Source organism: Pseudomonas sp. LH21, from assembly GCF_036549575.1.
In the GTDB taxonomy this organism is placed as follows: Bacteria; Pseudomonadota; Gammaproteobacteria; order Pseudomonadales; family Pseudomonadaceae; genus Aquipseudomonas; species Aquipseudomonas peradeniyensis.
This window is the reverse complement of the sequence record NZ_CP144367.1, coordinates 2,922,577-2,942,396: the sequence shown is the minus strand read 5'-3', so window position 1 is coordinate 2,942,396 and position 19,820 is coordinate 2,922,577. Positions and strand designations below refer to the sequence as shown.

At 63.7% G+C, this 19,820-nt stretch carries 24 protein-coding genes; 12 read left to right on the top strand and 12 right to left on the bottom strand.

The window, feature by feature from the left end:
* The first annotated feature begins 26 nt into the window (after nt 1–26).
* The 5 genes from VUG52_RS13395 (at nt 27) to VUG52_RS13375 (ending at nt 4,978) form a co-directional block, all read left to right on the top strand.
* Nucleotides 27–746: an ABC transporter permease gene (locus tag VUG52_RS13395; protein ID WP_050705675.1), complete on the top strand. Its 720-nt coding sequence runs from the start codon at nt 27–29 to the stop codon at nt 744–746.
* Nucleotides 743–1,453 carry an ABC transporter permease gene (locus tag VUG52_RS13390; RefSeq protein ID WP_050705674.1) on the top strand — a complete coding sequence of 237 codons (711 nt, stop codon included), beginning with the start codon at nt 743–745 and terminating at the stop codon, nt 1,451–1,453. The genes VUG52_RS13395 and VUG52_RS13390 overlap by 4 nt, the downstream gene beginning before the upstream one ends.
* Before the next feature lie 16 nt (nt 1,454–1,469).
* Nucleotides 1,470–2,714 (top strand): NAD(P)/FAD-dependent oxidoreductase, encoded by a 1,245-nt coding sequence (locus VUG52_RS13385; RefSeq protein WP_050705673.1) that lies wholly within the window; start codon nt 1,470–1,472, stop codon nt 2,712–2,714.
* A gap of 23 nt (nt 2,715–2,737) precedes the next feature.
* Nucleotides 2,738–3,520 carry an amino acid ABC transporter ATP-binding protein gene (locus VUG52_RS13380; RefSeq protein ID WP_050705672.1) on the top strand — a complete coding sequence of 261 codons (783 nt, stop codon included), beginning with the start codon at nt 2,738–2,740 and terminating at the stop codon, nt 3,518–3,520.
* A gap of 432 nt (nt 3,521–3,952) precedes the next feature.
* Nucleotides 3,953–4,978, top strand: a complete 1,026-nt coding sequence (locus tag VUG52_RS13375; protein WP_050707629.1) for an IS110 family transposase — start codon at nt 3,953–3,955, stop codon at nt 4,976–4,978.
* Nucleotides 4,979–5,508: 530 nt separating this feature from the next.
* On the opposite strand, the gene VUG52_RS13370 is transcribed toward VUG52_RS13375, so the two are convergent.
* Genes VUG52_RS13370 through VUG52_RS13360 form a run of 3 tightly spaced genes read right to left on the bottom strand, consistent with a single transcriptional unit; the run spans nt 5,509 to nt 6,759 of the window.
* The gene (locus tag VUG52_RS13370) at nt 5,509–6,123 is read right to left on the bottom strand and encodes a hypothetical protein (protein ID WP_331833101.1); all 615 of its coding nucleotides are present in this window, start codon (nt 6,121–6,123) and stop codon (nt 5,509–5,511) included.
* On the bottom strand, nt 6,068–6,298 hold the full coding sequence (locus VUG52_RS13365) for a metallothionein (protein ID WP_262952502.1): 231 nt from the start codon (nt 6,296–6,298) through the stop codon (nt 6,068–6,070). Before VUG52_RS13365 ends, VUG52_RS13370 begins: the two co-directional genes overlap by 56 nt.
* Complete coding sequence (locus tag VUG52_RS13360) at nt 6,298–6,759, bottom strand: hypothetical protein (RefSeq protein WP_050705670.1); 462 nt, start codon at nt 6,757–6,759, stop codon at nt 6,298–6,300. The genes VUG52_RS13365 and VUG52_RS13360 overlap by 1 nt, the downstream gene beginning before the upstream one ends.
* 155 nt (nt 6,760–6,914) lie before the next feature.
* Here VUG52_RS13360 and ligD point away from each other — a divergent pair, with 155 nt between their 5' ends.
* Genes ligD through VUG52_RS13335 form a run of 5 tightly spaced genes read left to right on the top strand, consistent with a single transcriptional unit; the run spans nt 6,915 to nt 12,427 of the window.
* A complete protein-coding gene (gene ligD, locus VUG52_RS13355; RefSeq protein ID WP_050705669.1) occupies nt 6,915–9,383 on the top strand; it encodes a DNA ligase D in 2,469 nt (822 codons plus the stop codon).
* Complete coding sequence (locus VUG52_RS13350; protein WP_050705668.1) at nt 9,383–10,405, top strand: acyl-CoA dehydrogenase; 1,023 nt, start codon at nt 9,383–9,385, stop codon at nt 10,403–10,405. The genes ligD and VUG52_RS13350 overlap by 1 nt, the downstream gene beginning before the upstream one ends.
* Entirely contained in the window at nt 10,402–11,172 is a 771-nt protein-coding gene (locus tag VUG52_RS13345; RefSeq protein WP_331833099.1) for a PIG-L deacetylase family protein, read from the top strand. The genes VUG52_RS13350 and VUG52_RS13345 overlap by 4 nt, the downstream gene beginning before the upstream one ends.
* Nucleotides 11,169–11,768: a class I SAM-dependent methyltransferase gene (locus VUG52_RS13340; RefSeq protein ID WP_050705666.1), complete on the top strand. Its 600-nt coding sequence runs from the start codon at nt 11,169–11,171 to the stop codon at nt 11,766–11,768. Before VUG52_RS13345 ends, VUG52_RS13340 begins: the two co-directional genes overlap by 4 nt.
* Nucleotides 11,765–12,427: a glycosyltransferase gene (locus tag VUG52_RS13335; RefSeq protein ID WP_050705665.1), complete on the top strand. Its 663-nt coding sequence runs from the start codon at nt 11,765–11,767 to the stop codon at nt 12,425–12,427. Before VUG52_RS13340 ends, VUG52_RS13335 begins: the two co-directional genes overlap by 4 nt.
* A 16-nt stretch (nt 12,428–12,443) precedes the next feature.
* Here the strand turns inward: VUG52_RS13335 and ku are convergent, their stop codons facing one another.
* The 3 genes from ku to VUG52_RS13320 all read right to left on the bottom strand — a co-directional run bounded on the left by ku (nt 12,444) and on the right by VUG52_RS13320 (nt 13,833).
* A complete protein-coding gene (gene ku, locus VUG52_RS13330) occupies nt 12,444–13,313 on the bottom strand; it encodes a non-homologous end joining protein Ku (RefSeq protein ID WP_050705664.1) in 870 nt (289 codons plus the stop codon).
* Between the two features lie 9 nt (nt 13,314–13,322).
* Complete coding sequence (locus VUG52_RS13325) at nt 13,323–13,460, bottom strand: PSPA7_2676 family Cys-rich small protein (RefSeq protein ID WP_177330844.1); 138 nt, start codon at nt 13,458–13,460, stop codon at nt 13,323–13,325.
* 160 nt (nt 13,461–13,620) lie between these two features.
* Nucleotides 13,621–13,833 (bottom strand): PLDc N-terminal domain-containing protein, encoded by a 213-nt coding sequence (locus VUG52_RS13320; RefSeq protein WP_050705663.1) that lies wholly within the window; start codon nt 13,831–13,833, stop codon nt 13,621–13,623.
* A 158-nt stretch (nt 13,834–13,991) separates the two neighbouring features.
* Between VUG52_RS13320 and VUG52_RS13315 the strand changes: the two genes are divergently transcribed.
* Complete coding sequence (locus VUG52_RS13315) at nt 13,992–14,225, top strand: hypothetical protein (RefSeq protein ID WP_156329632.1); 234 nt, start codon at nt 13,992–13,994, stop codon at nt 14,223–14,225.
* A gap of 23 nt (nt 14,226–14,248) precedes the next feature.
* Here the strand turns inward: VUG52_RS13315 and VUG52_RS13310 are convergent, their stop codons facing one another.
* On the bottom strand, nt 14,249–15,406 hold the full coding sequence (locus VUG52_RS13310) for a sensor histidine kinase (RefSeq protein ID WP_050705661.1): 1,158 nt from the start codon (nt 15,404–15,406) through the stop codon (nt 14,249–14,251).
* Nucleotides 15,407–15,555: 149 nt separating this feature from the next.
* Here VUG52_RS13310 and VUG52_RS13305 point away from each other — a divergent pair, with 149 nt between their 5' ends.
* Nucleotides 15,556–15,963 (top strand): response regulator, encoded by a 408-nt coding sequence (locus VUG52_RS13305; protein ID WP_082337738.1) that lies wholly within the window; start codon nt 15,556–15,558, stop codon nt 15,961–15,963.
* Here VUG52_RS13305 and VUG52_RS13300 read toward each other — a convergent pair.
* Genes VUG52_RS13300 through VUG52_RS13280 form a run of 5 tightly spaced genes read right to left on the bottom strand, consistent with a single transcriptional unit; the run spans nt 15,911 to nt 19,749 of the window.
* The gene (locus tag VUG52_RS13300) at nt 15,911–17,050 is read right to left on the bottom strand and encodes a carboxylate-amine ligase (protein ID WP_050705660.1); all 1,140 of its coding nucleotides are present in this window, start codon (nt 17,048–17,050) and stop codon (nt 15,911–15,913) included. The two genes, VUG52_RS13305 and VUG52_RS13300, sit on opposite strands and share 53 nt — an antisense overlap.
* A gap of 7 nt (nt 17,051–17,057) precedes the next feature.
* The gene (locus VUG52_RS13295; protein ID WP_331833096.1) at nt 17,058–18,011 is read right to left on the bottom strand and encodes a class I SAM-dependent methyltransferase; all 954 of its coding nucleotides are present in this window, start codon (nt 18,009–18,011) and stop codon (nt 17,058–17,060) included.
* The gene (locus tag VUG52_RS13290) at nt 18,011–19,327 is read right to left on the bottom strand and encodes an iron-containing redox enzyme family protein (RefSeq protein WP_050705658.1); all 1,317 of its coding nucleotides are present in this window, start codon (nt 19,325–19,327) and stop codon (nt 18,011–18,013) included. The genes VUG52_RS13295 and VUG52_RS13290 overlap by 1 nt, the downstream gene beginning before the upstream one ends.
* Nucleotides 19,328–19,341: 14 nt before the next feature.
* Nucleotides 19,342–19,521 (bottom strand): hypothetical protein, encoded by a 180-nt coding sequence (locus tag VUG52_RS13285; RefSeq protein WP_331833094.1) that lies wholly within the window; start codon nt 19,519–19,521, stop codon nt 19,342–19,344.
* 60 nt (nt 19,522–19,581) lie between these two features.
* Entirely contained in the window at nt 19,582–19,749 is a 168-nt protein-coding gene (locus VUG52_RS13280) for a general stress protein (protein ID WP_050705656.1), read from the bottom strand.
* Nucleotides 19,750–19,820 lie beyond the last annotated feature (71 nt).

Here is a 19,820-nt window from a genome sequence, read left to right as displayed (position 1 = left end):
GGTCGCCTGTATCCTGGGGGTTACACATGCTCGATCAACTCTCCCTGCTCTCCTTCGCCAGCGGCGGCTGGGGCCAGGCGCTCTTGGCCGGCGCCCTGGTGACCGTGTCGCTGGCCCTGGCCTGCCTGCCCATCGGCCTGCCGCTGGGCCTGCTGGTGGCGCTGGCCGCGCGCTCGCGCAAACGCCTGCCGCGGGCCTGGGCCACCACCTTTTCCACGGTGTTTCGCGGCCTGCCCGAACTGCTCACCCTGCTGATCATCTACTACGGCTGCCAGATCGCCGCGCAGAAGGTCCTCGCCGCGCTGGGCTACGAGGGCGAGGTGCTGATCAACACCTTCCTTGCCGCAATGGCCGCCTTCAGCCTGGTGTTCGCCGCATTTTCCAGCGAAATCTGGCTGATGGCCTTCAAGACCCTGCCCAAGGGCCAGCTGGAGGCCTGCGCGGCCCTGGGCCTGGGCAAGCGCACAGGGTTCTTCAGGGTGGTGCTGCCGCAACTGACGCGCATCGCCCTGCCGGGCCTGTCGAACAACTGGCTGAGCCTGCTCAAGGACACCTCGCTGGTCTCGACCATCTCGCTGATCGACCTGATGCGCCAGACCAACCTGGCGGTCAGCGTGACCAAGGAACCGATGCTGTTCTACGGCGTCGCCTGCCTGGTCTACCTGCTGTTCTCGGCGCTGTCGGGCAGGGTCTTCGCCCTGCTGGAGCGGCGCAGCAACCGCCATCTGCAAGGAGCCCGCCCATGAGCCCGGAGCAACTGCTGGCCTACGTGCTTGACCCCGACCTGCTGGAGCGCTACGGCGCGCGCTTCGTCGATGGCCTGCTGGTCACCGCCAAGCTGGTGGCGATCTCCTTCACCCTCGGCGCGCTGCTGGGCATGCTCCTGGCCCTGGCGCGGATGTCGCGGAGCCTCGTGCTGCGACGCCTGGCCGCCGGCTACGTGTACTTCTTCCGCGGCTCGCCGCTGCTGGCGCAGTTGTTTTTGCTGTACTACGGGCTTGGTTCGTTCAAGGGCTTCTGGCAGGACCTGGGGCTGTGGTGGTTCTTCCGCGAGGCCTGGTACTGCGCCCTGCTCGCCTTCACCCTCAACACCGCCGCGTACCAGGCCGAGATCTTCCGCGCCAGCCTGATGGCCGTCGCGCCGGGCCAGTACGAGGCCGCCAAGGCCCTCAACCTCAAGCGCTCGACCACCTTCTTCAAGGTGGTGCTGCCGCAGTCGCTGCTGGTGGCCATCGGCCCGCTGGGCAACGAACTGATCATGATGATCAAGGCCAGCGCCATCGCCTCGCTGGTGACCCTCTACGACCTGATGGGGGTGACCAAGCTGGCCTTCTCGCGCAGCTTCGACTTCCAGATCTACCTGTGGGCGGCGGTGCTCTACCTGCTGATCGTCGAGGTGGTCCGGCGCACCCTGAAACACCTGGAGGCCCGCCTGGGCCGCCACCTGAACTGATTGAAGGAATCCTTCCATGCATTGCCAGATCATCGTCCTGGGCGCCGGCATCGTCGGCGTCAGCACCGCCCTGCACCTGCAGGCCCGCGGACGCCAGGTGATCCTCGTCGACCGCGACGAACCGGGCAGCGGCACCAGCCATGGCAACGCCGGGCTTATCGAGCGCTCCAGCGTGATCCCCTACGCCTTCCCGCGCCAGTGGAGTGCCTTGCTGCGCTATGGCCTGAACCGCCAGCCCGACGTGCGCTACAGCCTGACCCACCTGCCCAAGGCCGCGCCCTGGCTGCTCAGCTACTGGCGCCAGTCCGCCCCCGGGCAACTGGCCCAGGCCGCCGCCGACATGCTGCCGCTGGTGCAGCGCAGCGTCGAGGAACACGATGCGCTGATCGAGGCCGCCGGCCTGCAGGGGCTGGTACAGGCCAAAGGCTGGATCGAGGTGTACCGTGATGCCGCGCTGTTCGAACAGGCCAAGCGCGACCTTAAGGGCCTGACCCGCTACGGCCTGCAGTACGAGATCCTCGAACGCGAACAGTTGCAGGCCCGCGAACAGCAACTGGACGGTGGCGTGATCGGCGGCATCCACTGGCTCGACCCGAAGACAGTGAGCAACCCCGGCGGCCTGACCCGTGGCTATGCGGCGCTGTTCGTGCAGCGCGGGGGGCAGTTCCTCCACGGCGACGCCCGTAGCCTGCGCCAGGTCGAGGATGGCTGGCAGTTGGACACGCGTCGCGGCAGCGTGATCGCCGACGAAGTGGTGGCCTGCCTCGGCCCGCAGTCGGCCGACCTCTACGAGCGGCTGGGCTACCGCTTTCCACTTGGCATCAAACGCGGCTACCACATGCACTACGCCACCCGCTACGGCGCCGAGCTAGGGCACTCGATCTGCGACACCCAGGGCGGCTACGTCCTGGCGCCGATGGCCCGTGGCGTGCGCCTGACCACCGGCATCGAGTTCGCGGCGAGCGACGCCGCCGCCAACGAGATCCAGCTACGCCGCTGCGAGGCCCTGGCACGCCGGCTGTTCCCGGCCCTGGGCGAGCGCCTGGACGACAAGCCCTGGCTGGGCCGCCGCCCCTGCCTGCCGGACATGCGCCCGGTGATCGGCCCGGCGCCCCTGCACAAACACCTGTGGTTCAACTTCGGCCATGCCCACCACGGCTTGACCCTGGGCCCGGTCAGTGGCCGCCTGCTGGCGGAGTTGATGACCGGCGAGCGCCCCTTCACCGACCCTGCGCCCTACAGCGCCGCACGTTTCGACTGAACCTTGAGCGGGAGAACAACAAGATGACCGCCCCCCTGAGCCTTGCCAGCCTGCACCCTGCCCCCGATCAGCGCCCGGAGCTGATCCGCATCGAGGGCCTGAACAAGCACTACGGCGCCTTCCATGTGCTGCACGACATCGACCTGTCGGTACGCGAGGGCGAGCGTATCGTGCTCTGCGGCCCGTCGGGCTCGGGCAAGTCGACGCTGATCCGCTGCATCAACCGCCTGGAGATCGCCCAGCAGGGCAGCATCCATGTCGCCGGCATCGACCTGGCCAGCAAAGGCCGCCAGGCCGACCAGGTGCGCAGCGAGATCGGCATGGTGTTCCAGCACTTCAACCTGTTCCCGCACATGAGCGTGCTCGACAACTGCCTGCTGGCGCCGATGAGCGTGCGCGGCCTGTCGCGCCGGGAGGCCGAGGAACGGGCGCGATTCTACTTGAGCAAGGTCGGCATCGAGAGCCAGGCGCACAAGTACCCCAGCCAGCTGTCCGGCGGCCAGCAGCAGCGGGTGGCGATCGCCCGGGCGCTGTGCATGAAACCGAGGATCATGCTGTTCGACGAACCGACCTCGGCGCTCGACCCGGAGATGGTGGCCGAGGTGCTGGATGTGCTGGTGCAGTTGGCTGGCACCGGCATGACCATGCTTTGCGTCACCCACGAGATGGGCTTCGCCCGGCAGGTGGCCGAGCGGGTGCTGTTTCTCGAGGGCGGGCGGATCATCGAGGACAGTTCGCCGGAGGTATTCTTCGGGCAGCCCAGGACCGCGCGGGCACAGGCGTTTCTGAAGCAGATCCTGCATTAGCGATTAGCGGTTCTGGGCGCATGAGCGCCACCCTGACCGCACCCTCTTGCAAGATTGCGTCGCCATTCATACTGATGCAGATCTTGATCTTGATCTTGATCTTGATCTTGACATCCGTATGTCCAACTTCACCGTCGACTAGCGACAGCTGCGTCAGTCCAGGCGCCGCCCGTACTTTCGCGACTTCAGGAGGCCGAACGCAGGCCTTGCGGAGGGAGGTGACGGGCATGGATGCCCGTCAAGCGCTGGGGCCCAGGATGGGCCCTGCAGCGCGGTCCTCCCGGGAGCAAGGCCGGAGTGAGGGGACCCGGAGCGAAGCGGAGGGCCGGATGAATGGAGCGAGGATTTTTTGGTTCCTTAATGAGATGGTCACCCCGGCACCCTGCGAGGCGTACGCTTTCGCAGGGTGTTTTTTCTTCGGAGACCGTCATCATGAGCACCGTGACACTGATCGGCATCGACATCGGCAAACATACCTTCCACCTGCATGCCCAGGACAAGTTCGGCAAAGAGGTATCGCGCAAGAAGTGCTCAAGGCTGCAGATGATGCGGTTTCTGGCCAATCATCCTCCCTGCACGGTGGTGATGGAGGCCTGTGCCGGTTCGCACTATCTGGCTCGAGAACTCACGGCGATGGGGCATGAAGCCAAGCTGATCTCGCCTCAGTTTGTTAAGCCTTTCGTCAAGAGCAACAAAAACGACTTCGTTGATGCGCAAGCCATCTGCGAAGCTGCTTCCCGGCCTTCCATGCGCTTTGTGACGCCAAAATCGCCTGAGCAGCAAACGCTCTCTGTTTCTCATCGGATGCGTGAATCATTGATCCGCGACCGAACCAAGACGGTGAACCAGATGCATGGGTTCCTGCTCGAATTCGGCGTCAGCCTGCCGACCGGACTGGCAGTGGTCAAACGCCTCGCTTCTGTGCTTGAAGAGCACGACTTGCCTGTACGTCTTGTCGCATTGTTGCAGCGGCTACATGAGCATTTCGTCTACCTGAGCGAGCAGATCAAGTTGTTGGACGAAGAGCTGGTGAGCCAGCTGACTGACGATGATCTGGGTAGTCGTTTGCTGAGTATTCCGTGTGTCGGACCGATCACCGCCAGCCTGCTGGCTGTGGAAATGGGCGATGGCCAGCAATACGGCAGTAGCCGGGACTTTGCGGCCTCTGTAGGTCTGGTGCCCCGTCAGTACAGTACCGGTGGCAGACAGAATTTGCTGGGGATTAGCAAGCGCGGCGACAAGAACCTTCGACGCTTGCTGGTGCAATGCGCACGGGTTTACCTGATGCGTTTGAAGTACCAGAAAGGCCCATTAGCCGATTGGGTGCGCTCACTGCTCGCTCGACGTCACTCCAACGTGGTGGCCTGCGCGTTGGCCAACAAACTGGCACGCATCGCTTGGGCCATTACCACTCGGCACACGCAATATAAAACGGAGCCAGGCGCCATGAACGCCTGACCCCGTAGTGCTGCACCGTGTTTCACCATCAGGTTTTGCGATAGCTGTACAACAGATGAAACAAACGGCCGATCGGCCTGACGATGATCCTGGGATCAAAAATGGCTCTTGGAAGCCGCTTACTTTTTAAGGATTGTCAGGTGCGAACGCTCATCGTGGCGCGGGCGGATACGAGCCCATCAGACGCCGGATAGATTTACGCAAGCCATCCATTTCATCTGATGAACAGTATTGCAGAAAACGGGGTGACCATAGATTTTGATCCTTCAAAAAGGAACTCGCCGTAAGGGCGAAAAGGTGACTATGCGTCGACATCGCGAATGAATGCACTTACAACTGTTAATACCAGCACCGACCAACTTTGACTTTGACTTTGACTTTGACTTTGACTTTGACTTTGACTTTTAAAGCATGTGTTTTGACAATTATATGCGCATTCATTTGCGATGGTGACGCAAAGTCACCTTTCCGCCCTTACGGCGGGTAACTTTTTGAAGGATCAAAAAGTCACCAAAAAATCCTCGCTCCATTCATCCGGCCCCTACGCTTCGCTCCGGGGTTCCCTCGCTCCGTTCTTGCTCCCGGGAGGACCGCGCTGAACGCCCCATCCTGGGGCGCAGCGCTTGACGGGCATCCACGCCCGTCACCTCCCTCCGCAAGAACTCCGCTCGGCCTCCTGAAGTCGCAATTGGCGTCGCCTGAACTATCGCGCACTTAGAAGCAAGATCAAGATCAAGATCAAGATCAAGATCAAGATCAAGATCAAGATCAAGATCAAGATCAAGATCAAGATCAAGATCAAGATCAAGATCAAGATCAAGATCAAGATCAAGATCAAGATCAAGATCAAGATCAAGATCAAGATCAAGATCAAGATCAAGATCAAGATCAAGATCAAGATCAAGATCAAGATCAAGATCAAGATCAAGATCAAGATCAAGATCAAGATCAAGATCAAGATCAAGATCAAGATCAAGATCAAGATCAAGATCAAGATCAACAGAGTTGCTATTGATCGGCGGCATGTTGATGTAATAACTTTCCTTCGCCGGAGATTCCAACGAAAGGGCCGTCGAGAGTGAAAGAACCTTATGGCGATATAGGATCACTCGCCGGGAATGTTTCATCCAGCGCGTTATCGACATTACTCTCCTTCGGTTGGGTCATCTCTCCACATTTGCAGTTCGCCATACGACACGGCTCCCCATTGCGATGCCCCGTCGCGCAGGCTTCGCAGCAATAGGCCTTGCCATCCTGGACCACGGCATTGGCATCCACGGTGCAAGAACAGTGGTTGCAAGAACAGCGTTGCTCATTCATCACGGCTCTCTCCTATCGTCATCAGGCTCCACGTCGTCGGTCCACGGCTCACCGTCCAACGGCGCCGAGCGGGCGAGTTCTGCCTCATCCAGGCCGATGCCGCCACCGATCTCGTGGGCGTCCACCTGGCGCAGGGTCTGGTCGGCAGGTCCGCCACCCATGCCTGGCTCATGCGGATCGCGAGCACCGGTTTCATCAAACAGTGTGTCCGGGCTCAGGTCGTCAAGGGTGACATTGTCCTCGTGCAGGCTGTCGCTCAGGGTCTCGCCACCGGTCAGGCCGCTTTCAGCGACACGCCGGGGCGGGTAGTCCTCGGCGATCTCGCGCGCCGGACGCTCGTCGCCGACACGCCCGTGGCGTTCATCGCGGCGCTCGCTGAAATCCAGCTCGTGGACACTGCCCATGCGGTCCTCGGTGGCGTCGATCTCCACCTGCGGTCTTGGGTCATCGGGTCTAGGCATTAACGTTCTCCATCAGTGGGCTTCACACGGTCGACTGCCCCTAGGAAGCAATGATTCAGAGTTTCTTCACAAAGCACCGCCGCGCGCGTTTTTTTGAACTCAACGCCGCGCCGCCGCCTCCCAATCTTGAGACCCGAACCCTCCCGGAGCCCGCCATGGCCAAGCCCCTGCAGGAGTACCAGCGCAAGCGCGATTTCAACGCCACGCCCGAGCCGGCTGGCAAGCGCGCCAGGCCACGCTCGGCCCACGCGCTGCAGTACTGCATCCAGAAACACGATGCCAGCCACCTGCACTACGACTTCCGCCTGGAACTCGACGGCACCCTCAAGAGCTGGGCGATCCCCAAGGGCCCCTCGCTCGATCCCAAAGTCCGGCGCCTGGCGGTGCACGTGGAGGATCACCCATTGGACTACGCCGATTTCGAAGGACGCATACCCGAAGGCCATTACGGCGCCGGTGATGTGATCGTCTGGGACCGGGGTATCTGGGAGCCCGAAGGCGATCCGCGTGAAGCCTATGCCAAAGGCAAACTGCGCTTTCGCCTGCAAGGCGAGAAGCTGTCGGGCGTCTGGAACCTGTTCCGCACCCACCTGGCCGGCAAGAAAGAGCAGTGGATGCTGGTCAAGTCCCATGACGGACAGGCGCGCAGCGAAACCGACTACCGCATCGTCGAGGCCCTGCCGGACAGCGTGCTGAGCGAGCGCACCCTGCCACCGCGGCACCCGACCAAGACAACCGCTTCCAAGCGCAAACGCAAGGCCGGCCGCAAAGCACTGCCGGCGTTGCTCCAGCCACAACTGGCCACGTTGGTCGACTCCCCGCCCAGCGGCGACTGGCGTTACGAAGTCAAGTTCGATGGCTACCGGATCCTGGCCCGCATCGACGGTGACGACATACGCCTGTTCACCCGCAATGGCCACGACTGGAGCGCGAAAATGCCCCGCCAGGTCGAGGCGCTCAAGGCACTGGGGCTCGACGCGGCATGGCTGGACGGCGAAATGGTGGTGGTCGGCGACAACGGTGCAGCCGATTTCCAGGCCCTGCAAAATGCCTTCGACACCAAGCACGACGAACGTATCACCTATTACCTGTTCGACCTCCCCTGGCTGGGCGGTGAGGATCTGCGCGAACTGCCGCTAAAGGCGCGTCGCGACACCCTGGCCAAACTGCTGGAAGATAACGCTTCGCCACTGCTCAGGTATTCAGCCGACTTCAAGGAGCCGGTCGACTCGCTGCTCGACAGCGCCTGTCGGCTGGAACTCGAGGGGCTGATCGGCAAACGTGCCGACAGCCCCTACGTCGGCCGACGCAGCAGCGACTGGATCAAGCTCAAGTGCAAGCAGCGCCAGGAATTCGTGATTGTCGGCTACACCGACCCCAAGGGCAGTCGCAACGGCTTCGGCGCCCTGCTGCTGGCGCTGCACGACCACGACAGCGGTCAGCTGCGCTACGCCGGCAAGGTCGGCACCGGCTTCAGCGCCGCCACCCTGGACAGCATCCTCGCCCGCTTGAAACCGCTGCAGACCGCCAAGCCGCCCTTGGCTCGCCCCCCCAGCGGGGCCGAAGCCCGCGGCGTGCACTGGCTCAAACCGCAACTGCTGGCGGAAGTCGCCTACGCCCAGATGACTCGCGAAGGCATCGTGCGCCATTCGGTGTTCCACGGTCTGCGCGACGACAAACCCGCCACCGCCATCGACCTGGAGCGAGCGATGCCCGCCAAGCGTGCAGCACAGACACGACCCGAGGGCCTGGGCAACCTGCGCCTGACCCACCCCGAGCGCGTGGTCGACGCGACCACCGGGGCCACCAAGCGCCAGGTCGCACAGTACTACGCCCAGGTCGCCGACCGGCTGCTGCCGCAGCTCAAGGATCGGCCTGTCGCCCTGGTCCGAGCACCAGATGGCCTGGGCGGCGAGCTGTTCTTCCAGAAGAACGCCGGCCAGCTGCATATTCCCCACGTGCTCAGCTACAGCAAGGCCCAGGCCGGCCAGGCGGCCATGGTGCTCAACCGCGCCGACAGCCTGCTGGGCGCGGTGCAGATGAACACACTGGAATTGCATACCTGGAATGCCACCACCAAGGACTTCGACAAGCCCGACCGCTTCGTGCTCGACCTCGACCCTGATCCCGCACTGCCCTGGAAGGCCATGCTCGAGGCCACCCAGCTGACCCTCACCTTGCTCGACGAACTGGGCCTGAAGGTGTTTCTCAAGACCAGCGGCAGCAAGGGCATGCACCTCGTCGTGCCGTTGACCCGGCGCGCCGGCTGGGACGAAGTGAAGGACTTCAGCCATGCCTTGGTCCAGCACATGGCCGGCCTGTTCCCCGATCGCCTCAGCGCCGTGTCCGGGCCAAAGAACCGGGTCGGGCGGATCTTCATCGACTACCTGCGCAACGGCAAGGGCGCCACCACCGTCGCCGCCTACTCGCTGCGCGCCCGCGAGGGCCTGCCGGTGTCGGTGCCGATCTGGCGTGAGGAACTGACTCAGCTCAAAGGCGCCAACCAATGGAACATCGGCAACCTGCAGGCCCGGCTTGCCGAGGTGGACGATCCGTGGGCCGAAATGGCCAGCACCCGTCAGTCGATCACCGTGCGCATGCGCAAGCAACTGGGGATTGCCTGATGGAATCGACTCACTTCGATCAACTGCTACACCGGCTTGCTGCCCGTTCGCAGCCTCTCGAACTCGAACCCTTGCTGCCGGAACTGCTGCAGGCTCTGCAGCGCGAACACCTCGACCTGCTCCCCTTGCCGGGCCAGGGGCGGACCCTGGAGCGCTGGCGGGCCCTGGCGCGGGTCGCTGCTTGCGATCTCAGCCTGGCCAAGCTCTACGAAGGCCATACCGACGCCTTGGCGATCCTCGCCGAATGCGGCGCCGCCCATCATGCATACGACGGAATCTGGGGCGTGTGGGCTGCCGAGCCGCCGGATGCCCGCACCCTCATCGTCGAACGGAACGGCGAGCAGGTTCGCCTGCAAGGCCGCAAGTTTTGGTGTTCGGGGGCATTGCAGATCGACCGTGCGCTGCTGACCGCCTGGCAGGACGACCAGCCTCAACTGGTGGCCATCGAGCTGGGCCATCCCAGCCAGCGTATCCAGGCCGACCACTGGCAGGCCGTTGGCATGGCCGCCACCGCCAGTGTCGCCATCACGTTCGACGACTCGCCAGGGCTGGCCATCGGCGAGCCCGGACAGTACCTGTCCCGCCCAGGCTTCTGGCACGGGGGCGCGGGCATCGCCGCCTGCTGGTACGGCGCGGCCGCAGCCTTGGCGGACTACCTGCGCGAACACTGCCGCAAACCCCGGCCCGACCCACACGCCGACGCCCACCTGGGCGCCGTCGATGCGGCCTTGTTCGGAGCCCGCGCCGCCCTGCGCGAATGCGCCGCCTGGATCGACCGGCACCCAGGCGACGATGCCAGTTTCAAGGTACGCCACACCCGCGCTCAGGTCGAGCAGGCGGTCGAGTTGGTCATCCAGCACGTCGGCCGGGCGCTGGGCGCCACGCCGTTCTGTTGCAGCAGCCACTTCGCCCGCCTCAGCGCCGACCTGCCGGTATACCTGCGGCAAAGCCACGCTGAACGCGACCTGGCCGAACTGGGGCGGCAACTGACCGACATGCCTGCAGGAACATGGCAACTATGAGCCAGAATCTGATTGAGGCCGCTGACGGCACGCCCTGGAGCGCCTGGCAGCAATCCGCGCACTTGGCACGCGCCACCTGGCTTACGCCGGACCGACTGTGCCCGCCCGGCAGACGGCTGGTGCTGCTGGCGCCGCACCCGGACGACGAGATCCTCATGGCCGGCGGCCTGTTGGCCAGCTTCCACGGCCGGGAACAGGACCTGGTGCTGATTTCCGCCACCAACGGCGAGGCCAGCCATCCGCATTCCAGCCAATGGACCGAGCACCGCCTGCGCCATCAGCGCCCCCTTGAGAGCCGCCAGGCCCTGCAAAAGCTGGAGCTGGACCTCAACCGCGTCGATTGGCGACGGCTCAACCTCAAGGACGGCGTCCTGCCCCGCGATGAGGCGTTCCTCGTCACGCACCTGGAGCAGTTGCTCCAGCCCGACGACCTGCTGCTGACCACCTGGCGTGGCGATGGGCACTGCGATCATGAAGCGGCCGGCCGTGCCTGCGCCAGGGCGGCCCAGTCACGCCGCGCGCAGTTGGCCGAGGTACCGGTGTGGGCCTGGCATTGGGCCACTCCGGACGATCCACGCCTACCCTGGCCCCAGGCACATCGTCTCCAGCTCGACGAAACGCGCCTGGCGCGCAAGCGCGAGGCCCTCGCCGCCCATGCCAGCCAGTTGCAGCCCGATGGCGATCATCCGCCGGTACTGCCCGAACAGCTGCAGACCTGCCTGCTGCAACCCTTCGAACTGGTCTTCCTGTCAATGGAGTCGCCATGAGCCTCGACGCGCAGTACTTCGCCAACCTGTATGCCGCCAGCGATGACCCGTGGGCGTTTCGGACCCGCTGGTACGAACGACGCAAGCGCGACCTGGCCCTGGCCAGCCTGCCGCGCCAGTGCTACGCGCGCGTGTTCGAGCCGGCCTGCGCCAACGGCGAACTGAGCGTCCTGCTGGCCGAGCGCTGCGCCGACCTGCTGTGCCAGGACATCGACGCCACCGCCGTGGCCCTGGCCCGCCAACGGCTGGCAGGCGTGAGCCATGCCCGCGTCGAACAGGGACATCTGCCGGGCGACTGGCCGGGCGGGCAGTTCGACCTGATCGTGCTCAGCGAGATCGGCTACTACCTGGACCCCACCGACTGGCTACAGGTGATCGAGCAATCGGCGGCCAGCCTGAGCCATGACGGCGGCCTGCTGGCCTGCCATTGGCGCCATCCCATCGCCGGTTGCCCGCAGGATGGCCGTGAGGTCCATGCCCTGCTGGCCCGACACCTGCCGCTGTACCCGTTGCTGCGCCACGAGGAGGCGGATTTCCTGCTCGAGTACTGGTCGTGCCAACCCAGCGTCGTGGACCTGGACGAGACCTGCCCATGATCGCCGTCATCATTCCGGCCCACAACGAGGCCCGCCGCCTCGGGCACTGCCTGGCCGCCGTCAAGCTGGCGGTGGCGCGGGCCGAGGCGGCGGGCCTGGTGGTCGAGGTGCTGGTGGTCCTCGATCGCTGCGTCGATGCCAGCGCGCGCATCGCTCGCCGTCATGGCGTGCACACCCTGGAGCTGGAGGCTGGCAACGTCGGCATTGCCCGACGCTTGGGCGCGGCGTGGATGATCGAGCGCGGGGCGCAGTGGCTGGCTTTTACCGATGCCGACAGTCGCGTGCCCCAGCACTGGCTGGTGTCGCAACTGCAATGGCATGCCGACGCAGTCTGCGGCACGGTGCACATCGAGCGCTGGCAACCCTGGCACGGCGCCGCCCTGCGCCAGTTGTACCGCAGCCGTTACCAGGCCCGGGACGGCCATCGGCATATTCACGGCGCCAACCTGGGTGTCTGCGCCAAGGCCTATGAGCGCGTCGGCGGATTCCAGCCATTGCCGGCCCACGAAGATGTGCAACTGGTGCTGGCCCTCGAGGCCAGTGGCGCGCAGATCGTCTGGACGGCGGCGCACAGCGTGGCCACCAGCAGTCGCCGGGACAGCCGCGCCCGCCAGGGCTTCGGCGACTACCTGAATGGACTGGAGGGGCAACTGCCGTAACCTCTGCGCAACCGCGCTATGACGCTTTGCGCGGTCGCTTGGCCGCCGGCTTCTTCGCCTTGGTCTTGCCACCCAGGCTGCGCTTGAGCAGCTCGGTGAGGTCGATGATGTCGGCGCCCTTCTCCGCCGGCGCGCCCTCGCCTTTGTCCACGGTCTCGATCTTGCCCTTGCTGGCCTTCTCTTCCACCAGGTCGAGGATAGTCTGGCGAAAGGCATCATGGTACTCGTCGGGTGTCCATGGCCCGCTCATGTCTTGCACCAGCTTCCTGGCCATGTCCAGTTCGCGCTTGTCCAGCTTCCTGGCCATGTCCAGTTCGCGCTTGTCCAGCTTGCTGTCGGTCACGCTCTTGTCCAGTTCCAGAGACGCGAGGTCACGCACCTCCTCGGGCCAGCGCAGGGTAATCATCACCAGCGCGTCCTCCAGCGGGCGCAGCAGCGCCAGGTGCTGGCGGGTATGCAGCACCACGGTGGCCAGGGCCACCTTGCCGGTACTTTCCAGGGTCTCGCGCAGCAAGGCATAGACCTTGCCGCCACGACGGTCAGGGCTCAGGTAATAAGGCGTGTCGAACTGTTGCAGCGGGATCTCCCTGGCATCGACGAACGAGAAGATATCGATGGTCTGGGTCGCCTCGGGCCGGGCCTTGCGAATCTCCTCCTCGCTGATCACCACATAACGGCCCTTCTCGTACTCCACGCCCTTGACGATGTGCTCCTTGTCGATCTCCTTGCCGGTCACCTTGTTCACCCGCTTGTAGCCCACCGGCTCCATGCTGCGCTTGTCGAGCCAGTCGAAATCGACGCGCTCGGTGCGCACGGCGGTATTGAGGGAGACGGGGATATGCACGAGGCCGAAGCTGATCGCACCTTTCCAGATTGCCCGGGCCATGGTCGGCTCCTACGCGTCGAGGGGTTGGCCGGGCTGGCTGTAGAGCAGCGCACCGCAGCGTTCGCAGCACTGGCAGTCAAGCCCGGCGATTTCACGGACCGACAGGCTGCGCCACTGGCAGCCACGCAGCAGACAGACGAGTTTCATCAGCCACCTCCTTGGCCCGCACGATTTGGGGCTCTTACAACAGCTGACTGCGCGTCGCGGCCAAGGTTTATTCGACTTTGCCCTACGGCAGTGGACTACCCCCGGCGACACCGAGCTGTTCGTGGGCCTGGTCCACGCGCTCTTGAGGGCCCAGCTCAGTTCACTTCTCCTGCAGCACCGCCCGCCCCTTCACCGCCCTGGGGCCCAACCAGGCCCAAACCAGCAAGCCGGGCAATGGGGCATAGACGACGAAGATCACCCAGAGCATCTTGCGCTCAGCGCGCCGGTCACTGCCGATGATGTGCCAGATGGCGTAAATCTCAAGGGCGATGACCATCAGGGCGACAAAGAACCAGATCGTTGCGATTTCCATGAGCACTCTCCCATTGGCATGTTCTGCTTTGGGTGACCCGGCTGGCTCATGGTTCATTCAAATTTGGCAGCTCGATTGAGTGCCAGCCAGCTTTTGCGTCCCGGGGCTCATCTGGTTGAACAAAGCGGCTCGCCTGTGCCTCTACCGAGAAACCTCTGGTGGAAAAGCTCATGATTAGAGATGAGAAGAAGGAAGCGCTGACGGCCTGGCGTGAGGTGTTTGACAGGCCGGAGATTCGGATGGCTGCGCCAGATCAGTATGAGGAGCTGGTTCGGCTGGCCGACAACTACCAACACGACGGCCTGATAAGTAAAGAGGAGAAGAACGCCTTGATCTTCGAAGCCACCAACCGCTACGCGAGACTCGTTGCAGGTAACGGCTCGCAAGACTGAGGACAGTGGCCGTGAGGGGCAGCTCAAGGGGATTCAAGGGCTGCATCCGAGCTCGTGAAGGATAAAGGCAATACCACTTCAAACGTCGTCCCCGCTTCAGCCGTCGATTCGACCTCAATTCGTCCACCGTGACCAGCGACGATTTCCGATGCGATGAATAGCCCAAGCCCTAGCCCTGCCGCCGAACCCTTTTCGCTTGAGGCATAGCCTGAGTACCGTCCCTCTGGACTGAAGAGATAGGGCATGGCTTCGGCCGGAATGGGCTCGCCCGAATTGTGAACGTTAATACATGGCCCGGCAGCCTTATGCGTCAAGGTGACCGTGATGGCAGACGCTTTATCTCCATGGTGTATGGCGTTGCCAATCAGGTTGGAGAAAACCTGAGCCATACGGGCTGAGTCGAATTGTCCCGTCACCTGCCCTCTTTCCTTGAAGAGAATGGTTGCCTCGGGAAACGCCATTTGCAATTCCTCGATCACCGCACGACAGATGGGATTGAGCTCGACATTTTCAGGGTACACGGGAATACCTGTCCCTAGGTTGCAACGCGCCAGGTCGAGCAGATCGTTGACGATGCCAGTGGCGCGGCGTGCGCTCGTGCAAACCTGGGTTGCCAATATTCTGCCTTTTCCTTCCACTCCCTCCTGGCGCAGTAACAGATCGCCGGCCATCAGCACTGCTCCCAAGGGTGAACGTAGATCATGGCCAAGCACCGCGAGAATCATTTTGCGTGTGGAGTCCACCGCTGCCCCGTAGGCGGCAATCGACTCGACCAGAGCCTGGTCAATGGCCTCATTGAACCGAATCATGTCCTGGACGTGATCCTTCGTGGTGGATCCTTCCTGAGCAAGCCACAGCGACAGCACACTGGAACGCAGTGCGCGATATTCGGAAACCATCTGATCCATCGAGAAGCCTGCTATCAGACGGGTCATTGCGTGGGTCTGCGCGGCAGTCTCGCTGGACGTTTGTGGGCCTCGGCCCTTCGCTTTTTCGGACTGTTGCTGTGCGGTTTTAGCCGTACGCATATCTGCGGCAGCGGTACGTAAAATCCTTTCACCGTGGTTCCTCAAACCCGCGGCGTCCTGTTTCGGCTGTGCTGTTCTGACTGAGCGAGCGAAGTTCTCCCAAGCCTGGAGAATCTCCTCCATGCTGCTCTCGATGAAATCGTACAGTCTCATGACGTTCCTCAATATGCTTCCAGGCAAGCGCTCAACCAGCCTAGTCCATCAAGCCAACACTGTATAACAACGGGTACCCTGCCTCTGGTCAGCCTTTGGAAACGACTGGTTCTAAGCACTGACTAACGAGGAAATACGGGGTAATCGGTATGCGACGCAGGGTACTGGTGGTCGAGGATGACGACATCCTTAGATGGCTGATGACAGAAGCGGTGACTCACTTGGGGCATGACGTCATTGAGTGCGCCAATGCGGATGACGCCTTGGAGAAGTTTTCAGGCGACCAGCGGCTTGCCTTGGTGATCACAGATGTGCGAATGCCCGGCCACATGGATGGTATCGACTTGGCCAAAGCCATCTGGGCAGCCTGCCCACAGCTTCCGGTGATCATCGTATCCGGCCATATGGCGCCGGCGCCTGGTTTTCTGCCGGCGAATGCCCGCTTCATCAGTAAACCCTGCACGCTGGATGAACTCAGTCGCACAATGAATGAGCTGCTTTGCGTTAAGCGATCTGGACAGAATGGCCCACGGACACCAACAGGTGGTCGTCCATGACCTGTTCGACCACCTTGCGCATCGCCTGTCGATCATCTAGGCCTTGTTCGCGGGCCAGCGCATAGGTTTCGCGCTGGTGATCGGCACTGGTACCGTCGCGCAAGATACGCCGGGCCTGGATGAAGGCGCGTTCGGCATCGGCGGTGTCGGCCGGGCATTGCCTCTGCAGTTGCGTCAGCCAGCCTTCGGCGCTCACCGGCTGTTGCTCGTGCACGCCGATGAAGGTGCCCAGGCGGCCCTGACGCAGGGCACGCCAGTAGTTTTCCTGGGTGACCCAGCGCATCTCACGGCTCGAGACGGCGTCACTGCGCCCCAGCGCATGCTCGACAAGGTGGCGAAACAGCCCGGCGATGGCCAAGGCATCGTCCAACCGGGGGCAGCCATCGCAGATACGCAGTTCGACGGTCGGAAACCGCCGCGAGGGTCGGATCGCCCACCAGAAGTCGCCGTCCTCGGCCAGGCTGCCGGTGCGTTGCAGCAGCGCCCGGTAGCGCTCGTAGGCGCTCCAGTCCGGCAGCGGCTCGGGCAGCCCCATGTGCGGCCACTCCCCGCACACCACCCGTCGGTAGCTCATGTAGCCCGTATCCTGGCCGCTCCAGTACGCAGACGAGGTGCTGAGCGCCAACAGCAGGGGCAGCCAGTACGACACCCGATTGATCACCTGCATGCGATCGACGCCGGCCGGCACGCCGACGTGTACGTGCAAGCCGTTCAACAGGCTGCGCCGGGCCACCAACCGGTAGTCGTCGAACAGCTGACGGTAATGCGGGGTATCCCGTGGACGCTGGCGCAGCCATTGGGCACTCGGGTGGCTCCCCGCGCCGTAGAGGCCGGCCCCCTCACCCGCCAGTGCCTGGCTCAGGCGTTGGCGCTGCTCGGTGAAAAAGCCACGGGCCTGATGCAGCGTATCGAACACCGGCGAGGCGACCTCCACCTGGCTGCGGAACATTTCCTCGGCGAACCAGGGCCCCAGCGCATCGCGGCAACAACGGGCCACGGCCGGGGATGGCGCGGCCAAGACACGCCCCGTGGCCAGGTCCACCAGCAGGTATTCTTCCTCGATGCCGAACGTGCAAGACCGCGCCATGGCTGCATCAGCCCCGGCGGGTGACAGTCAGGGCGACGGCGGCGATGCGCTCGACCTGCTCGTAGCCAGGCTCGAGCAACTGTTCGCCGAACACATCCGGGTCCAGCTCCCTATAGGACCAGCCGAACGCAGGTCCGGCCAGGCGCAGGCGTACGGCCTCGAGCAGCGCGTCGCGCCCCTCGACGATCGCGACACCGGTGTACAGCAGCAACCTGCCGCCGATCGACAGTCGCTCACGGGCCTGCTCGACGATGCGCAATGACAGTTCGGCACCCAGCGCGCCACCACCATGGCGGTAGGCGCGCTGGGCGAAGTCGAGCATATAGGGCGGGTTGGCGACGATCAGGTCGAATGTGCCGACGATACCGTCGAGCAGGTCACTGGGCTCCACCGAGACGTTGGCCACGCCGGCCAGTGCTGCATTGATGGCGGTATGGCGCAGGGCCATGGGGTTGATGTCCACCGCGCTGACCTGCGCATGCTGCGCGGCGCGGGCGATCAGCAACGCGCCGACGCCACTGCCACAGCCGATGTCGACGGCATGCTGCACGCGCTGGGGACTGTGCCGCAGGTGATCCTGGATCACCTGGGCAAACCGGTAACTGTCGGGGCCGAAGAACACCGCATCGCGGCTGTCGGTCGGCCAGGCGGAATGCACCAGCAGCAGGTCGTCCAGGCTCGACCAGCGCACCCTGCTGCGCCACAGCGTCCCTTGTGGTTCGAGCACGCCGGCGGTATGCAGGTGTTGCAGTTCGTCAGCGCTGAGCAACGACGCGGCGAACGGTCGGCTCCAGCCAAACACATCGCGCAGGGTGCGAGCCTGGCGTGCTTCGGCGCGGGCATTGACCCTGGCCTGGGTCGCCGGGGTCACGCAAGTAAAACGATAACCGTCGGCACGCAGGCGCCGCCCCAGCTGCAGCAAGGCCTCGTCGGCACGGGTCTGGTCCTGGTCGAGCAGCATCAGTTCGGCCCTCCCTGCATCAAACCGGTGGCCTGGATGAACGCACGGGTAGCGCGCAGGCCCTGGGGCGTGGAATGGCGATTGCCGGCCATCGCTTCGATCAGCGCGGCCATATCGGCCGCCTGCGTTACGCCGGGCGCCTCCTCCAGTTGCAAGGCCTGCTCCCACTGCCCCGGCGACACCCGACGCACATTGGCGCCCTGCCAGGTGCCGGCGATCCAGTCGTGCCAGAGCTGCTTTTCATAGGCATCGAACACGCCGAACATGGCCGCCACCGGACCATCGATCAACGACCAGAATCGACTCTGCCGAGGATCGCTATTGCGCTTGATCCACCCCTGGGCTTGCAGTGCATCCAGGAACCCGGGCATCGCACCGGGCTCGGCCAGCCACTGGTTGATGGTGCGCCCCTGCAGGCGACAGCGGTCCGAATGCATGCACTGTCCATAGACGCGCTTGCGTTCCAGCGTGCTGAGCAACTCTGCCTGCAGGTCGAACGACGCGATCAATGACGGCGTGTCGACGCCCAGGTCATTGAGCCTGTAGCCGTGCCTGACGCGCTCATAGAACGCCGGCCCCTGGTCACGGGACAGGTCGATGAAGCTCTCCAGTGAGCGCCGCGCATGACCGCTGGCGGCATTGTCGATGGTCACATGCAGCTGGAAATAATGGGCGTCGATGCCCAGCTCTGCCAGCTCATGGATGGTGATCAGCAGGTGCAACGGTGGCTGCTCGTACCCCAGGTTGTAACCGATCACTTCCGCTAGAAATCGATCGCAGTGCTGCCCCAAGGCCAGTTGCAGCGCGCCTTGCAGGTAACGTGCTGAAGGTAGCGGTGCCCCTTGCAGGCAGCCGAGACGACTGAGCAACCGCTGATAGATCAACACGTGGTTGCAACGCGGATCGCCATCTCCCAGTTCTTCCAGAAAGGTGCGGATCAACCCGTGAAAACGCGGGTCCCGCCAATGGCACAGGGCGCCGTGCAACCATGCGCCGTCGACCGCCTTGGTTGGCGCGACCTGTTGCAGGAACCACAAGGCATGGGCCCGGTTGTCGAAGTAGCGCCGCGCAGCCCCCTGGCGCCGTTGTTCAAGATAAGCCCTGTGTTCACTGGCGACCCGCTGGGCATGAGCTTCTGCCCATTCCGGCAAGCGCCCGGGATCATCCGGCAGGTCGTCCGCAAGCGTGCGCACATGGCGCAGTTGCTGCTGCAGCCAAGCCTCGCCTGCCGGATCAGGGCCCTTGAGCAGGACCCGATAGCGATGCTCAAGTCCATCGGTCGCCTTGTCGGTCACACCCTCAGTCATCGCCAGCATGCCCGGTACCTCGCTCATGGATTCTGCGGTCTGGTCTCAGGGGACGGGTTGGTCGTGGGTGTATCGGGCTGCTGCATCTGCAGCGAGGGCTTGCTCGGGTCGGCGTCCTTGGCTGGATGGTCGTTGTCACGGTCGAAACAACCGCCCAGCAGGCTCAGGCTGCCCAGCAGGCAGATCAAAGGGGTGATACGCATGGAATGCCTCCTTGGTGGGTATGCGCGGTGCCAGGCAACCCCGGCACCGCGTGCCCTCACTTACGAGCGGCCACCCTTGCGGCCGGACTCGGTCTGGCGGTTGTCGCCGCCACTGCTCTGACCGCCCTTGCGGCCGGCTTCGGATGCCTTCTCGCGGTCATTGGCGAAGTTGCCCGGGTTCTTCGATCCACCCTGGCTGCCGGTCTTGTTGCTGTCTTTGTTGGCCATGGTTGCAAAACCTCGTGTGGCTAAGGGATGCACGGCTGCATGCCGTACAGAGTTGGGAGTACGGCGATAAG

What these genes read in the sequence shown, in the direction of transcription:
- VUG52_RS13395 (WP_050705675.1), top strand. Translation starts at nt 27, where the DNA reads ATGCTCGATCAACTCTCCCTGCTCTCCTTCGCCAGCGGCGGCTGGGGC.
- VUG52_RS13390 (WP_050705674.1), top strand. Translation starts at nt 743, where the DNA reads ATGAGCCCGGAGCAACTGCTGGCCTACGTGCTTGACCCCGACCTGCTG.
- VUG52_RS13385 (WP_050705673.1), top strand. Translation starts at nt 1,470, where the DNA reads ATGCATTGCCAGATCATCGTCCTGGGCGCCGGCATCGTCGGCGTCAGC.
- VUG52_RS13380 (WP_050705672.1), top strand. Translation starts at nt 2,738, where the DNA reads ATGACCGCCCCCCTGAGCCTTGCCAGCCTGCACCCTGCCCCCGATCAG.
- VUG52_RS13375 (WP_050707629.1), top strand. Translation starts at nt 3,953, where the DNA reads ATGAGCACCGTGACACTGATCGGCATCGACATCGGCAAACATACCTTC.
- VUG52_RS13370 (WP_331833101.1), bottom strand. Translation starts at nt 6,123, where the DNA reads ATGTCGATAACGCGCTGGATGAAACATTCCCGGCGAGTGATCCTATAT.
- VUG52_RS13365 (WP_262952502.1), bottom strand. Translation starts at nt 6,298, where the DNA reads ATGAATGAGCAACGCTGTTCTTGCAACCACTGTTCTTGCACCGTGGAT.
- VUG52_RS13360 (WP_050705670.1), bottom strand. Translation starts at nt 6,759, where the DNA reads ATGCCTAGACCCGATGACCCAAGACCGCAGGTGGAGATCGACGCCACC.
- ligD (WP_050705669.1), top strand. Translation starts at nt 6,915, where the DNA reads ATGGCCAAGCCCCTGCAGGAGTACCAGCGCAAGCGCGATTTCAACGCC.
- VUG52_RS13350 (WP_050705668.1), top strand. Translation starts at nt 9,383, where the DNA reads ATGGAATCGACTCACTTCGATCAACTGCTACACCGGCTTGCTGCCCGT.
- VUG52_RS13345 (WP_331833099.1), top strand. Translation starts at nt 10,402, where the DNA reads ATGAGCCAGAATCTGATTGAGGCCGCTGACGGCACGCCCTGGAGCGCC.
- VUG52_RS13340 (WP_050705666.1), top strand. Translation starts at nt 11,169, where the DNA reads ATGAGCCTCGACGCGCAGTACTTCGCCAACCTGTATGCCGCCAGCGAT.
- VUG52_RS13335 (WP_050705665.1), top strand. Translation starts at nt 11,765, where the DNA reads ATGATCGCCGTCATCATTCCGGCCCACAACGAGGCCCGCCGCCTCGGG.
- ku (WP_050705664.1), bottom strand. Translation starts at nt 13,313, where the DNA reads ATGGCCCGGGCAATCTGGAAAGGTGCGATCAGCTTCGGCCTCGTGCAT.
- VUG52_RS13325 (WP_177330844.1), bottom strand. Translation starts at nt 13,460, where the DNA reads ATGAAACTCGTCTGTCTGCTGCGTGGCTGCCAGTGGCGCAGCCTGTCG.
- VUG52_RS13320 (WP_050705663.1), bottom strand. Translation starts at nt 13,833, where the DNA reads ATGGAAATCGCAACGATCTGGTTCTTTGTCGCCCTGATGGTCATCGCC.
- VUG52_RS13310 (WP_050705661.1), bottom strand. Translation starts at nt 15,406, where the DNA reads ATGAGACTGTACGATTTCATCGAGAGCAGCATGGAGGAGATTCTCCAG.
- VUG52_RS13305 (WP_082337738.1), top strand. Translation starts at nt 15,556, where the DNA reads ATGCGACGCAGGGTACTGGTGGTCGAGGATGACGACATCCTTAGATGG.
- VUG52_RS13300 (WP_050705660.1), bottom strand. Translation starts at nt 17,050, where the DNA reads ATGGCGCGGTCTTGCACGTTCGGCATCGAGGAAGAATACCTGCTGGTG.
- VUG52_RS13295 (WP_331833096.1), bottom strand. Translation starts at nt 18,011, where the DNA reads ATGCTGCTCGACCAGGACCAGACCCGTGCCGACGAGGCCTTGCTGCAG.
- VUG52_RS13290 (WP_050705658.1), bottom strand. Translation starts at nt 19,327, where the DNA reads ATGCTGGCGATGACTGAGGGTGTGACCGACAAGGCGACCGATGGACTT.
- VUG52_RS13285 (WP_331833094.1), bottom strand. Translation starts at nt 19,521, where the DNA reads ATGCGTATCACCCCTTTGATCTGCCTGCTGGGCAGCCTGAGCCTGCTG.
- VUG52_RS13280 (WP_050705656.1), bottom strand. Translation starts at nt 19,749, where the DNA reads ATGGCCAACAAAGACAGCAACAAGACCGGCAGCCAGGGTGGATCGAAG.